General features: G+C 68.2%; 14 protein-coding genes. 8 read left to right on the forward strand and 6 right to left on the reverse strand.

Annotated elements, in window-relative coordinates; translation table 11 throughout:
* Positions 1–423 precede the first annotated feature (423 nt).
* The 4 genes from U5918_RS10385 to U5918_RS10400 all read left to right on the forward strand — a co-directional run bounded on the left by U5918_RS10385 (position 424) and on the right by U5918_RS10400 (position 2,419).
* Positions 424–1,053 (forward strand): Era-like GTP-binding protein, encoded by a 630-nt coding sequence (locus U5918_RS10385; protein WP_092663780.1) that lies wholly within the window; start codon positions 424–426, stop codon positions 1,051–1,053.
* A gap of 6 nt (positions 1,054–1,059) precedes the next feature.
* A complete protein-coding gene (locus U5918_RS10390) occupies positions 1,060–1,452 on the forward strand; it encodes a DUF2073 domain-containing protein (RefSeq protein WP_336001283.1) in 393 nt (130 codons plus the stop codon).
* Entirely contained in the window at positions 1,452–2,138 is a 687-nt protein-coding gene (locus U5918_RS10395; RefSeq protein ID WP_336001284.1) for a Zn-ribbon domain-containing protein, read from the forward strand. The genes U5918_RS10390 and U5918_RS10395 overlap by 1 nt, the downstream gene beginning before the upstream one ends.
* 101 nt (positions 2,139–2,239) lie before the next feature.
* On the forward strand, positions 2,240–2,419 hold the full coding sequence (locus tag U5918_RS10400; protein ID WP_336001285.1) for a hypothetical protein: 180 nt from the start codon (positions 2,240–2,242) through the stop codon (positions 2,417–2,419).
* 51 nt (positions 2,420–2,470) lie between these two features.
* On the opposite strand, the gene mdh is transcribed toward U5918_RS10400, so the two are convergent.
* Positions 2,471–3,385, reverse strand: a complete 915-nt coding sequence (gene mdh / locus U5918_RS10405; RefSeq protein WP_336001286.1) for a malate dehydrogenase — start codon at positions 3,383–3,385, stop codon at positions 2,471–2,473.
* A 460-nt stretch (positions 3,386–3,845) separates the two neighbouring features.
* Here mdh and U5918_RS10410 point away from each other — a divergent pair, with 460 nt between their 5' ends.
* Together U5918_RS10410 and U5918_RS10415 are read left to right on the forward strand one after the other, a co-directional pair.
* Positions 3,846–5,582, forward strand: a complete 1,737-nt coding sequence (locus tag U5918_RS10410) for a histidine kinase N-terminal 7TM domain-containing protein (protein WP_336001287.1) — start codon at positions 3,846–3,848, stop codon at positions 5,580–5,582.
* A gap of 75 nt (positions 5,583–5,657) precedes the next feature.
* Positions 5,658–6,359, forward strand: coding sequence for an Sjogren's syndrome/scleroderma autoantigen 1 family protein (locus tag U5918_RS10415; protein WP_336001288.1), 702 nt, complete (start codon positions 5,658–5,660; stop codon positions 6,357–6,359).
* A 1-nt stretch (position 6,360) separates the two neighbouring features.
* Here the strand turns inward: U5918_RS10415 and U5918_RS10420 are convergent, their stop codons facing one another.
* Together U5918_RS10420 and U5918_RS10425 are read right to left on the reverse strand one after the other, a co-directional pair.
* Positions 6,361–8,928, reverse strand: coding sequence for a DEAD/DEAH box helicase (locus tag U5918_RS10420; RefSeq protein WP_336001289.1), 2,568 nt, complete (start codon positions 8,926–8,928; stop codon positions 6,361–6,363).
* A gap of 63 nt (positions 8,929–8,991) precedes the next feature.
* Entirely contained in the window at positions 8,992–9,744 is a 753-nt protein-coding gene (locus U5918_RS10425; protein WP_336001290.1) for a helix-turn-helix domain-containing protein, read from the reverse strand.
* A 114-nt stretch (positions 9,745–9,858) separates the two neighbouring features.
* Between U5918_RS10425 and U5918_RS10430 the strand changes: the two genes are divergently transcribed.
* A complete protein-coding gene (locus U5918_RS10430) occupies positions 9,859–10,461 on the forward strand; it encodes a PaaI family thioesterase (RefSeq protein WP_336001291.1) in 603 nt (200 codons plus the stop codon).
* A gap of 24 nt (positions 10,462–10,485) precedes the next feature.
* Here U5918_RS10430 and U5918_RS10435 read toward each other — a convergent pair whose 3' ends face one another.
* Genes U5918_RS10435 through U5918_RS10445 form a run of 3 tightly spaced genes read right to left on the reverse strand, consistent with a single transcriptional unit; the run spans position 10,486 to position 13,689 of the window.
* Positions 10,486–11,058 carry a dolichol kinase gene (locus U5918_RS10435; protein WP_336001292.1) on the reverse strand — a complete coding sequence of 191 codons (573 nt, stop codon included), beginning with the start codon at positions 11,056–11,058 and terminating at the stop codon, positions 10,486–10,488.
* Positions 11,058–12,839 (reverse strand): glycine--tRNA ligase, encoded by a 1,782-nt coding sequence (gene glyS, locus U5918_RS10440; RefSeq protein ID WP_336001293.1) that lies wholly within the window; start codon positions 12,837–12,839, stop codon positions 11,058–11,060. The genes U5918_RS10435 and glyS overlap by 1 nt, the downstream gene beginning before the upstream one ends.
* Position 12,840: 1 nt before the next feature.
* Complete coding sequence (locus U5918_RS10445) at positions 12,841–13,689, reverse strand: CBS domain-containing protein (RefSeq protein ID WP_336001294.1); 849 nt, start codon at positions 13,687–13,689, stop codon at positions 12,841–12,843.
* Between the two features lie 184 nt (positions 13,690–13,873).
* On the opposite strand from U5918_RS10445, the gene U5918_RS10450 reads away from it, so the two are divergent.
* Complete coding sequence (locus U5918_RS10450) at positions 13,874–14,038, forward strand: DUF7556 family protein (protein WP_336001295.1); 165 nt, start codon at positions 13,874–13,876, stop codon at positions 14,036–14,038.
* Positions 14,039–14,116: the final 78 nt, after the last annotated feature.

Below are 14,116 nucleotides of genomic sequence, written 5' to 3' on the forward strand. Positions count from 1 at the left end.
CGCGGACCATCTCCAGACACCCTCTCCCGCTGGATCACACCGCTTCCCGAGCGGCTCGACCGCTCGAACCCCGGCCCACCCCGTCGGCACGTTCCACCTGAAACGAAGGGGTGGGGGGCTCCCGTCCGTGTGACCGATTCTCCCAGCTGCCTTCCTCGCCCGCCAGCGGATTCGGCGTTCCGTCGACGTGGCTCGGCGATTCCCGATCGCTCCGGTCCCGTCGCGCCGGTCCGTTCGAGTTCGTGACAGGTGCCGTCCCGAATTCGGTCCCGTCCGCCGGTTGCCGTCCCTCGTACGCTCTGTCCCGGCTCCGCGAACGACTTCTCGTGTCGGTTGAAATATGTTTGTCTGACGTATACTTAAGTTAATTCGGTCGGGAAGTACCCGCAGACACGCTCTCACGGTGAGAGCTGGAGGCCCAGGATGGGACTGATCACGGACATCCGAGACAGTATTTCGTCGTTGTTCTCGGCGCAGGACCCGAAGCGAATCGGTATCTACGGTCCACCAAACGCCGGGAAGACGACGCTGGCGAACCGCATCGCACGCGACTGGACAGGTGACGCTATCGGCCCGGAGAGTCACATTCCACACGAGACGCGTCGCGCACGCAGGAAAGAGAACGTCGAGATCGAGCGCAACGGCAAGTCGGTCACCATCGACGTCGTGGACACGCCCGGCGTGACGACCAAGGTCGACTACACCGAGTTCCTCGAACACGACATGGAGAAAGACGACGCCGTGCGTCGCTCCCGCGAGGCCACCGAAGGCGTCGCCGAGGCCATGCACTGGCTCCGCGAGGACGTCGACGGCGTCCTCTACGTGCTCGACTCGACCGAAGACCCGTTCACGCAGGTGAACACGATGCTCGTCGGCATCATCGAGAGTCAGGACCTCCCCGTCCTGATCCTCGCGAACAAGACCGACCTCGAGGACTCGAACGTCCGCCGCATCGAGAACGCCTTCCCCCAGCACGAGACGCTGCCCCTCTCGGCGCTGGAGGGCGACAACATGGACGAGGTCTACGACAAGATCGCGGAGTACTTCGGGTGACCACGGATGCCTGAAGTCAAAAAAGCCGACGACGGCGGCGACGGCGTGCAGATCGACCTCATCAGCGGCGAGCGCATGGAGAACATGACCTCCATGGAGAAGATCCGGATGATCCTCGACGGGGTCCACGAGGGCAACATCGTCATCCTCGAGGAGGGACTCTCCCCCGACGAGGAGTCCCGGCTCATCGAGGTCACGATGACCGAGATCAGCCCCGACGAGTTCAACGGGATCGAGATCGAGACCTACCCCAAGTCCGGCAGCACGGACTCGGGGCTGCTCAACCGGCTGATGGGCAAAGAGGAGACGAAGAAGCTGACGGTGATCGGGCCGGCGAACCAGATCGAGACGCTGCACAAAGACGAGACGCTGATCAGCGCCCTGGTCTCACGGAAATAATGCCCCACCAGTGTACGGATTGTGGCCAGGTGTTCGACGACGGCTCCAAGGAGATGCTGTCGGGCTGTCCCGACTGCGGCGGGAACAAGTTCCAGTTCCACCCCTCGACGGAGGCGGTGCCCGACGAGCCCGAGCCGTCGGCCGAACCCCCGGACCCGCCCGCGCCCGACTCCACGGTGGCCCGCACCGTCGGGAGCGCGGCCCAGACGGTTCGTGACCTGGTCGGGGGCTCGGGCGACACCCCAACCGCGGGCGCGCCCGCCGAGGACGCTCCGGACCCGGTGCCCAGCGAGTCGATCCCGACCGAACCGGCCCCGGAGCCGACGCCCACCGAGGACGCGGCCCAGGCCGACGCCCGCAGCGAGGTGGTCAGTCCCGACGAGATCCCGTCGGGCGCCGACGCCGGAGAAATCGAGCACCGCGACGCCGACGCCACGGGCTCCGCTCCGGCGCCCGAGACCGTCACCGAGGGCGACGGCCGCGTCGCCGCCGAGCCCAGCGAGGACCGCCCGGACCTGAGCGAACTCCGCGAGGAGCTCAACGACCAGTTCGAGAGCATCAAGGTCCTGAGCCCGGGCCAGTACGAACTGAACCTGATGGAGCTGTACGACCGCGAGGAGTACATCATCGCCCTCCAGGAGGACGGGCGGTACACGATCCAGGTGCCCGAGAACTGGCACGACTGAACAGCGACCGCTCGACCCGGGCCTCCCGCGACCTCACGACGCCGAACTTCTCTCGATCGCTGACATAATCGTTATACAAATCGCCGAGTATCCATACCTCTGTGACCATGGGACACCGAAACCGCTCACACATCGACGAGTGGGCCGCGCTCGTGGGCGAGGACGTCGGCGACCGCACGCGCTCGGACCGGGAGACGGAGCGCGCCGCTCCGCGCGGGGAGCCCGACCTGCAGGAGCGACGGTACGGCGACGAGCGGCGCCGCAATCGCGGCGACCGCTGAGCGGCGACGACGGGTCGGAAAAAACGGGTTCGATTTCGCGTGGAGCGCCGCTCAGGAGATCTTCTCGTACTGCTCGGAGAGCTTGTCGGCGGCCTCGTCGAGCAGGTCGGTCTCGCCGTCGGTGAGGTCCCAGTCGACGACTTCCTCGACGCCGTTGGCGCCGAGCTTGACGGGGACGCCCAGGCCGACGTCCTCGTAGCCGTACTCGCCGTCGAGTTTCATCGAGGCCGGCAGCACCTCGCCGGTGTCGTTGACGATGGCCTCGACCATGTGGGCGACGCCCGTGGCGGGGCCCCACTCGGTCGCGCCCTTGCGCTCGATGACGTCCATGGCGCTCTCCTGGAGCTCTTCGAGGATCTGCTCGCGCTCGTCCGCGGAGAACTCGGGGTCGGTGCCGTTGACGCGCACCTTCGAGAACACGGGGACCTGTGCGTCGCCGTGCTCGCCGAGGATGGTGGCCTCGACGTTCTGGACCGGTTCGTCGAAGCGCTCGGAGAGGACGTAGCGGAAGCGCGCGGAGTCGAGGCGGCCGCCGAAGCCGATGACCTTGTGGCGGTCGCGGTCGCCGACCTCGTACTGGTGGCGGTTGAGGAGGTCCACGGGGTTCGAGGTGGTGATCGAGACGAAGTCGTCTGTGTGCTCTTCGAGCTGGCCGATGATGTCGCCCATGATCGGGGCGTTGTCGTCAGCCAGATCGATCCGGGTCTGGCCCGGCTGGCGCGGTAGCCCCGCGGTGATGACGACCACGTCGGAGCCGGCGGAGTCCTCGTAGGTCCCCTGCCGGATCGTCGTGTTGGAGTCGTAGGCGACGCCGTGATTGGTGTCCGCTGCCTGCCCGATCGTGACGTCCTCCTGGTCCGGGATGTCGACGTAGACGAGTTCGTCCGCGATGTCGCGCAGGGCGATGTTGTACCCCGCAGCGGCACCGACGGTACCCGCCGCGCCCACTATGGTAACCTTCGTCATATCGCATGATGCTCCCGGCCCCGGAGAATTAAACTCTTCTTTTTGCTCCCGTCAGCGACGGTCTGCAGTGCCCGAGCCAGGCCCTCGATTTCCGAGGCTGCCCGCCGGTGTCCGTCGGCGTCCACTCCCGCGACCTACCGCCCCTCGTTTCGTCTCGAGACGGTGACGGTTCCGGACCGATCACTCGGCCGCAAGATCTCGAATTAGAAACTCGGACGAACGGTCACTCCCCCGAACTGGGAGCGGATAGATCGATAAAACCGGTGTACTGGGCTTGCAGACGTGACCCGATCCGATCCGTCTCGACACTCGACGGCTCTCCGCTCGCCGCTCACTGGACTCAGGTGTGATAACTGGGAGTCACATTTAACCGCCTGCTGACCGGAGGAGTACCACCGTACCCGTCGCCAGCGCGGCGTCGCACCGGCCGGCCCCGTCCCGAGGTGGCGGGAACCGTACCATGTCCTGGACGCTCTCGCTCTATACGATCTGCGGGTTCGTCGCCGCCACGGTGACCGCCGGGACTCTCTGGTTCGTCCGCGACGCCCGTTCCGAGCCCCACTGGCCGGCGTTCGTCGGCCTCCTGGTCGCGGCCTCGGGCTGGGCGCTCGCGTACGCGATCCAGCTCGGGCACGCGACGGCCCCCGCCCAGATGGACTGGCTCCGGATCGCGATCTGTTTCGCCGGCCCCGTCCCGACCCTCTGGTTCCTGTTTTCGGTCCGCTACGTGGGCGCGGATCGCTGGCTGACGCGTCGCCGCGTGGCGTTGCTCGCCCTGGAACCGATCCTCTTCTGTACACTCGTGCTCACGAACGCCCGCCACTCCATCATGTGGACGGCGACTGGCTTGACCGAGACCGGCTGGGGGCCGGTCCTCTCCATCTCGCTCGGCCCCGGCTACGTCGTCCTCGTCGGGTACGCCTACGTGATCGTCTCCGTCGGAATCGTGATCCTGTTCCGCGAGTTCGTCCGGTCGTCGACGCTCTACCGACGCCAGATCGGGCTGTTGATCCTCGGCGGGTTACCGTCGATGTTGACCCACGTCCTGTTCACCCTCCGTGCGGGACCGATTCCGGACCTCGATCTGACCCCATTCGCCCTGTCGATCACGGCCGTCTTCTTCGGGCTCACGATCTTCCACTACGACCTGGTGGACCGCTCGCCCGTGGCCCGGGAACAGGCCTTCCAGCGCATGGGCGACGGGCTGATAGTCGCCGACGCCGACGGCGTGATCGTCGAGGTCAACGACGTCGCCAGACGGGTGTTCGACTCGTCGCCGACCGAGGGACGCCAGGTCGACGTCGTCTTCGGGGACGGCGACCTCGACGGTCTCGACGGACGGACCCTGACGGCGACCATCGGCGGCACCGAGCGGTCCTACGACTGCCACGTCACCCCTTTCTACGATCACCACGACCGCCTCACCGGTCGCGGGGTCGTCCTCCGGGACGTCACGGACCGCCGGGCCTACGAGCAGCGCCTGGAGGTGGCCAACCGCGTGCTCCGGCACAACCTCCGTAACGACATGACCGTGATCCTCGGCCGGGCGGACGAACTGGAATCGTCCGTCGACGACGGCCAGCGGGAGGCCGTTCACGTCATCCAGGACACCGTCGAGGACATCATGGCTGTCAGCGAGAAGGCCCGCGAGATGATCCAGCACACCAGGTTCGCCGAGGTCGACCGCGAGTCCGTCGACGTGGTCACGGTCGCCGAGCGGGCGCTCGCGACCTTCAGAACTGCGCACCCGACCGTCGCCTGGCGATTCGCCGCGCCGGAGTCCGCACACGCGTTCGCGGCCAGCGAAGAGGCACTCGCGACCGCCGTCGAGAACCTGCTCGAGAACGCCGTCGAGCACAACGACGCCGACCGACCCGAGGTCACCGTGACCGTCGCGGCCGCGGGCGATGCGGTACGCCTCAGCGTGGCCGACAACGGCTCGGGCATCCCGGACCTCGAGCAGGACGTGTTCGTCTCCGGCACCGAGACGCAGTTGAAACACAGCCAGGGGCTCGGGCTGTGGCTCGTCTACTGGAGCGTCTCCGCCTCCGGTGGCGAGGTGTCCATCCACACCGACGACGGCTCCGGCTCCCGGGTCACGATCACCCTTCCCGCCACCGACGATGCCGAGCCGGCCACCAACTCTCCGCCTGCGGACAGCGAGACGCGGCACTCGTCCCGGACGGCCACGCGGTGAGTCGCCCTCTGGGTCACGCCGGGACGCCGTGGGAACCCCGCAAGTCATTTTCCGCCAGCCCGTCTACACCGGGACATGAGCGACTTCGACAAGGAAGCCGAACGCGAGAAGTTACGCGAGAAGTACGCGGACGACCAGCAGGACCGCGAGTCGACCGAGCGGATGAGCGACCTCCTCCTGAAAGGGGCGACGATGACGAACGCCCACTGCGGCACATGCGGCGACCCCATCTTCCGCCACGAGGGCCAGGAGTTCTGCCCGACCTGCCAGGAGGTCCTCACCGAGGCCGACGACGCAGCGGACGTCCCGGCGGACGGCGAGGAGACGGCCGACCGCGCCGACGCCCCCACGGCGGACCCCGCCAACGCGGCGACTGCCGACTCGGAGGCTGCGACCAACGGTACGGCGTCGGCAGCGGGCGACGAGACGGCGAACGTCCGATCCCAGGGCCACGCCACTGGCACTCCTTCCGGTGGAGCAGGGCCAGCCGACGACCCGACCGCCACACCCGAATCCGAGCCGGTCGCTCCAGTCGAAACGGAGGGGGTCGGGAACGCGACGCCCCCGGCCGCGGAGCGCGGAGCGCCCCGAACGACGGGCGCTGCAGTGGAAACGGGGGGCGATCTCGCAAGTGCGCGGGCCCGACTCACCGCGACGATCGACCGGCTGACGGCCCTGGCCGCCGACAGCGACGACCTCGAACGAACGCGGGCCTACCTCGGGGCCGTCGAGGAGGCCGCCGACGCGCTCGCGGCGGTCAACCGCGCGGACCGCTGACCTAGCCCGAGTAGTCGCTCCCGACGACCTCGCGGATCCGTTCTGCGGTCACTGCCCCGACGCCCTCGACCTCAGTGAGGTCGTCCTCGTTGGCGGTCATGACGCCCTCGACGCTCCCGAAGTGTTCGAGGAGCGATCGCGCGGTGACGGGGCCGACCTCCGCGATCGACGCCACCACGTACTCCTGCTGTTCGGCGACCGTCTTCGACTGTTTCTCGCCGTGGACGCTCACCTCGCGGTCCGCCTGCTCCTGTTCGCGCGTCGCGATCACCTCGAGCAGGTCCGCGGTGTCGTCCTCGTCCTCGGTCCGGAGGACGCTCGCGCCGAAGTCCACTGCGAGCGAGGACAGCGCCCCCCGGATCGCGTTCGGGTGGACGTTGCGCTCGCCGTAGAGGTCCGCGCCCTCGACGATCACGACCGGCCGGGCGTAGTGGCGGCCGGCGTCGCCCACCTGCTCGAACATCGACCGGTCCCCGCCCGTCAGGGTGTCGAGGAAGTCCGCGACGGACTTGCGTTCGATCACCACCCGGTCCGAGAGGACGTAATCGCCCACCGCGAGCGTCTCCAGGCGCGTCTCGATCCCGTCACGGGTCGAGAGGTCCCGGGCGATCGACGAGTCCAGTTCCCGCTGGTCGGCGACGATCTCGATCGTCTCCCCGTCCGGCGCGGCGGTGGCGACGACGCCCTCCGTCTCACCCGAATCGTCACCGGACGCCTCGTCGTCGGACACGTCATCGCCCCCGAGCCCCTCTGTTTCCTCTCCAGTAACTGGTACGTCGTCGGACTCTCCCGACCCCTCCGTTTCGCCTCCGCTCGCCGACGCGTCCGACCCGTCGGTCGCGAACGCCGAGAGTCCGGACTGTCCCGACGACTGCGCCGCTGTGGTCGATTCGACGTACGCGGAGTTCCCGCCGGCGCTCCCGGCGGACCCCTCCGTTTCGCCTCCAGTGTCGGACCTGTCGGATCCGTCGGATCCGGCGTCGGCGTAGTCGTCGATGGTGGCCTCCTCGATCAGTTCGGACTCGATCTCGCCGGCGACCGACTTCAGGTCGCGCAACTCCCGTTCCATGCGCTTCTCGTCGTTGCGGGACTTCCAGAAGTACGCCTCGTCGCGGGTGTCCTCGGCCAGGAGGACGACCACGTTCCCCTCCGTCTGTCGCCCCGTCCGGCCCTTCCGCTGGATCGACCGGATCGCTGTGGGAACGGGCTCGTAGAACAGGACGAGGTCGACCTCCGGGACGTCAAGGCCCTCCTCGGCGACGGAGGTCGAGACCAGCACCTCGAACTCGCCGGCGCGGAAGGCGTCCAGCGTCTCCTGTTGCTGGGTCTGGGTCATCCCGTCGCTGCCCTCGGTGTCCGATTGCCCGACGAACTTCCGGGTCTCGAAGTGCTCGCCGAGGAAGTCGGTGAGGGTCTCGGCGGTGTCGCGGGACTCCGTGAAGACGATGACTCGCTCGCCGCCGTCGAGGCCGAGCGTCTGGGCCAGCAGGATCCGGGTCTGCCGGAACTTCGGGTGGAGGTCGTCGTAGTCCTCGGCGCGGCGCATCGCTTCTCTTACTTTGGGATCGGAGATCAGCCGCTGGTCGGCCTTCGAGGCGCCCGAGGCGCGGGCGGCCTGTTTCAACCGCTCGAAGTACCGCCGGAGGGATTCGACGGCCTGGGTCTCCACGTAGTTGACGGCGGTGTTGAGCTTCCGGATCTCGGCGTGGAGGCTCATCCCCTCGTAGCCCTCCGACTGGTCGTTGTCCATCAGCTCCCGGAGCTGTCCCTGGATGCGGACGAGTTCCTTCTCCGAGAGGTCGGGACTGGTCTTGTTCGTCACCCCGAGTTGCTTGAGCTTCTCCAGTCGATCGGAGATGACATCGTTCAGGCCGTCCCGGATCTCGAGGATCTCCTCGGGCAACTCGACGCGCTCCCAGGTCACGTCGGTGTCGTGGGTGTACTCGGCCACGTCGGCGTCGTCCTCGGTCATCACCTCGACCTCGCGGAGGCCGAGGTTCTCACAGACCTGGAGGATGGCCTCCTCGTCGCCGCCGGGGGAGGCGCTCATCCCCGTCACCAGCGGGTCGGTCGCGTCCTCGTGGTAGCGCTCGGCGATGTAGTTGTAGGCGTAGTCGCCGCTGGCGCGGTGACACTCGTCGAAGGTCAGGTGAGTCACGTCGGCGAGGGAGATGCGGTTACCCACCAGATCGTTCTCGACGACCTGCGGGGTGGCGACGACGATCCGGGCGTCGTCCCAGAGGGCGGCCCGGTCGTCCGGGCTGACCTCGCCGGTGAAGACGACGATCTCGTCGTCCGGAATCTGCAGGGCCTCGCGGTAGAACTCGGCGTGCTGGGTCACGAGGGGCTTGGTCGGTGCGAGAAAGAGGGCCTTCCCGCCGTCCTCGTGCAAGCGCTCGGCGGTCGTCAGCAGGGAGACGGCCGTCTTCCCCAGCCCCGTCGGGAGACAGATCAGCGTGTGATCGTCGAGGGCGGCGTCGGCGAGCGTGACCTGGTACTGCCGGTCTTCGAGCAGCCCCTCGGTCACCAGCGGGTGGTCGACGTGTCCGACCTCGTCGGTCGCTGCCATTGCTGACGGATATCCGCTACCACCGGTTAAGCGTTCGCGTCCCGGGGTGAAAGTGAAGCCCCGTCAGTCCTCGGCCACGGACCGGGGCGCGCCGAGCACCTCGTGGGACTCCACCACCGTCTCGGTCAGCCAGGCCTCCGCACGGCGGAGGCGGTACCGCAGCGTCGACTTCGCCAGACCGAGGCGGTCGGCCACCTCGCCGAGGTCGGCGACCCGCGGCGTCTCGTAGTACCCCAGGTCGACCGCGGCCTCGAGCGCTTCGCGCTGCTCGTGGGGCAGATCCGCCAGCGTCGTCGTCGTGCCCCACGTCGAGGGCGTCCCGACCTGCCCGAGCGAGAGCGAGATTCCGTCCGGCAGTCCGTCTCGGAGGTCGTCGAACAGGTCCCCGATCGGGGGGTCCCCCGGGACCAGGACGCGCCACTCGTAGACGTTCCCCCGGCGCCGCGCGTCGAACGCCAGGCCGTCGCCGAAGGCCCGGCCGGCGTGGAACGGGACCGAGTGACAGTAGCTACCGCCGCCCGAGTAGCCGTAGATCACGCGACTCTCCGGCCCCTCCCGTACGACCTCGTACTCGGCCGTGATCGTACACTCCTCGTGATCGCCCAGACACTCGTTGCAGACCGCGCCGCTGGTGTAGACGGCCTCCACCGCGTCCAGCGCCTCGGCGGGGCCGACGAACCGATCGACGCGCCAGATGCCCGCGCTCGAAGCGGTGATGTGCAGCGCTCGACCGAGCAGGTCCGGGTGGTCGATGAACACGTCGGCGACGGCGTCCGCGCCGGACTCGAAGGTCGCCGTCAGAACGTATTCGCGCATACGTAATCATCGGAGCCGTGAATCTATAGCTCTGGCGGCTGCACTGACGGAATTCACTCCCGATTGTACATACGCGAACGAAGTTTTAGCACCCCCCGGTTCGAACCCGGACGCATGGCAGAGACCGAGACGGTCGAGACGACGGTCGGCCTGCCGGCCGACGTGTACGAGCGACTGGGCGGTGACGACGAGACAGTCACAGCGACGCTGGAGACGCTGGCGGCCGACCACGCCGACCTCCAGCGGTCCATCGCGCAGTTCACCGACGAGGGCGGCGAGCCGCCGAAGGGCGAGGGGCAGGCCGCGACCATCGCAGCGCTCGCGGAGTTCGGGCCGCCCATCGGGCAACTGCTGGGCTTCGAACTCGAAGACGTCGAACCGGGGCGAGCGGTCATCGCCCTGCAGCCGGGCCCGGAACACGCGAATCCGATGGGGACGCTCCACGGCGGCGTGCTCTGTGACCTTGGCGACGCGGCGATGGGCTACGCCTACGGCAGCACGCTCGCTACAGAGGAGTCCTTCACGACCCTCGAACTCGACGTGAAGTTCCTGCGCCCGGTGTGGGACCAGCGCCTGACCGCCACCGCCGAGGTCGTCCACGACGGCAGTACGGTCGGGCTGGTCGAGTGCGACGTGACCGGCCCCGACGGCGAACTGGTCGCCCGCCTCGAGAGCGTCTGCATGACTCTCCGGGACGAGGCAGCCGACGGCCGCTAGCTGGACGCGCCAGCGTCGGCCGGTTCAGACGAGCGGCGCGAGCGCGACGCCAAGCGCCATCGCCCCGCCGGCGAGGAAGGGGATCGTGAGGTTGTCGTCGACGACGTAGCCGGCGATTACGGGCTTGACGCCGTCGGCGACCGTGGCGGCCAGGCCGCCCAGGACTGCGGCAACGGGCGCGACGAAGGGCCACGCCAGCGCCGTACAGACCACGAACATGACGACGAGCACGCGCGGGCGCTTGACCGCCCTGAGTTCGTCGGCGCTGAGCAAGCCGCTGATCGGGTCCGCGAGCGTCAGCATCAAGATCGCGGGGACGGCGATCGACGGCCCGGCCACCAGGCCGACCACCGAGCCGCTGAACACGTACAGCGCGTAGCCCGCCGGGTTGTCCTGTTCGTACTCGCGGGTCAGCACGTCGTAGACGACCCACTCGAAGCCGAAGCCGAGGCGGGCGATCTCCAGCGCGATCGTGAGGGCGAGCCCACCGATCAGGACGTAGCGCACCTGCCCCCAGGAGAGCAGGTCCAGCAGGTAGAGGCCGGGAACCCCGGCGCCGCTGGCGTGGACGAGTCTGCGGGCGAGTTCGTGCGCCATCAGAGGTCGTCCACGGTCGTCTCGCCGGCGCGCAGGTCCGCGACGACGCCGGGCAGGTCCGCGACCGACACGCGGGCCTGCGCCGTCGTGTCACGATCCCGGATCGTCACCGTGTCGTCCTCGAGGGTGTCGTAGTCGACGGTCACGCAGTAGGGCGTCCCCACCTCGTCCTGGCGGCGGTAGCGCCGCCCGATCGACCCCGAGGCGTCCTCGGCGACCTCGAAGCCCGACCGTCGGAGCCGCTCTGCGATCTCCCCCGCGCGCTCGCCGAGGCCGTCCTTGTCCATCAGCGGGAAGACGGCGACCGTCGTCGGCGCGAGCTCCGGCGGGAGCTTCAGCACCGTGCGCTCCTCGCTTTCCTCTTCGTCCCCGGACTCGCCCGCCTCGTCTCTCTCGAGCGTGTGCGCGAGGACGGTGTAGACCAGTCGGTCCACGCCGAAAGAGGGTTCGACGACGTGGGGCGTGACGTGCTCGCCGGCTTCGGTGACCTCCTCGACGGCGAAGCCGGTGTGTTCGACGGGGACCGTCTTCGCCTCGCCGTCGACCTCGACCGTCACGGTCTCGTCCTCGAAGGTACTCCGGTCCCGCTCGGCCAGCGCTTCGAGCGCGTCGGCCACGGCGGCGGCGTCGCCCCCGAACTCCGGACCCAGATAGCTCATGTCGGGGTCGACGGTCGCGCGCTCGACGGTGATCGGGTCGTCGTACTGTTTGAAGACGGTGAAATCGTCGTCGGCGTGCTCGCCGTGTTTCGTGAGGTCGTAGTCCCCGCGGTAGGCGAAGCCGGTGATCTCGATCCAGTCGCCGCCGATCTCGGCTTCCGCGTCCCAGCAGTCCGCGGCGTAGTGAGCGAGTTCGCCCGAGCGGTGCTGGCGGTAGCGGAAGCGGTCCATGTCGACGCCGATCCGCTCGTACCAGCCCTGGGCGACGCCGAGGTAGTAGGCCACCCAGTCGCTGCCGACGACGCCCTCGTCGACGGCTTCCTGTACTGTCATCGTCACTGGCTCGCCGTCCTCGTCTTCCTGCCGGGCCTCGGAGTACAGCGAGAGTTCCACGTCCGCGACCGCTTCCAGGTCGGGTTCGTCGGTCTCTGGGTCGACGAAGTGTTCGAGTTCGGCCTGTGCGAACTCGCGGAGGCGAACCAGTCCCTTGCGGGGGCTGATCTCGTTGCGGTAGGCCGCCCCGACCTGCGCGACGCCGAAGGGCAACTGCCCGCGGGCGTACTCCTTCAGCCGGGGGAACTCCACGAAGATGCCCTGGGCGGTCTCGGGACGGAGGTAGCCGGGCGAGGAGGACCCGGGACCGATCGACGTCTCGAACATGAGGTTGAAGTCCTCAACGGGTTCCCCCGCGAGGGCGGTCCCGCAGGAGGGACAGGTCAGGTCGTGGTCGGCGATGAGGTCCTCGACCTCGGCGATGGGGATCGACTCGGCCTCCTCGATCGCCGTGTTGTCCTCGACGAGGTGGTCGGCCCGGTGGGAGGCGCCGCACTCGGGGCACTCGATGATCATGTCGTCGAAGCCGTCGAGGTGGCCCGAGGCCTCGAAGACGGGTTCGGGCATCACGTTGGGGGCTTCGATCTCCATGTGGCCCTCGCGCCGGACGAAGCGGTCGCGCCAGGCGTCCTGGAGGTTCTCCTTGAGGGTCGCGCCCTCGGGGCCGTAGACGTAGAAGCCGGAGACGCCGCCGTAGGCCTCGCTGGACTGGAAGAAAAAGCCCCGGCGCTTTGCCAGTTCGGTCAACTCGTCGGTACGGTCGGCCGTCGCGGAGTCGGGAGCGGTCATGTCAGTAGAGGGCCCGCAGGAGGTCGACGTCCTCGACGATGCCGGCGAGGGAGTCGCCGGACACCAGGGGGATCTGTTCGATGTCGTTGTCGATCATCAGCTGGGCGACGTCCCGGGCGGTCCGGGACTTCGAGACGGTGACGAGTCCGTCGGTCATGAACTCGCGGACGGGTTTGGCCGGGATCTCGACGTTGCGCGTGGGCATGTAGCTGTTCCCGACGGCCTTGACCGACTCCCACTTCCAGTCGTCGTCGTCGTCCGCGATGGACTCGCCGGTGTCGTCCTCGCCCTCGACGACCCGTGCCACGTCCAGGATGTCGACTTCGGTGATGATCCCCGTCATGCCGCCCTCGTCGTCGAGGACGACCGCGTAGGGGACGTCGGCGTGGAAGAGCTCGCGTTCCGCGACCGGCAGCGGCGTCTCGACGTAGACGCAGTTGATCTCGCGGGTGGCGAGTTCGCCGACCTCCGTGTCGCCGTCGACCGCCTCGTCGGCGATGGCGCGGATCACGTCCGTGATGGTGACGATGCCCTCCAGTTTCCCGTCCACCACGGGGACTCGGCGGGCACCCTCCGTGACCATCAGTTCGGCGACCTCGGTGAGGTCCGCGTCCTGGGTCGTCGTCGGCACTTCCTCGACCAGCAGCGCGAGCTGGTCCTCGTCGGGCCGTTCGATCAGCGCGTCCCGCGAGATCAGCCCGCGGAACTGCTCGCCCTCCGCTTCCTCCTTGATGACGGGGACCGACGAGAACGCCCGCTCCTGGAGGTACTCGAGGACGTCGTCACGCGTCCCTGGCAACTCGACCGTGACGACCTCCGAACGGGGCGTCATGGCGTCTGCGACCTTCATATTGGGTGCATCTCCTGTCCGCTCCTACTAAGGCCTTCACATTGCGCCCCCGCGGGCGGGCGACGAGTCGGTCGATCGTCGCCCACGAACGCCGACCCGCCGGGCGGTCGAATCCGGCAGCCACTGAAAAAGGAGGCCGTAACGATCCGGCACATTTTTATTGTCGTGTGTAAGAGTCTCATGCATGGCACAGGATGGCGCTGCCAGGGAATCGCTCGCCGACTGCGAAGCAATGGGTTCGGTCGACCGCGGCGAGGTCGACCAGTTCATCGTCGCCTACCCCTGCCAGGACGACGCCTGGGCGTCCATCCCGCTCACAGAGGCCGCCGCGCTCGACGAGTGGTGCTGAGCCGATTCTGACCAGCCTTCCCGGACGCGTAGCGACGCGTCCGCCGCCGGCAGCGAACGGTCAACACTTTTGACCCGT

Origin of the sequence: Halorientalis sp. LT38 (assembly GCF_037031225.1) — an archaeon.
Lineage (GTDB): Archaea > Halobacteriota > Halobacteria > Halobacteriales > Haloarculaceae > Halorientalis > Halorientalis halophila.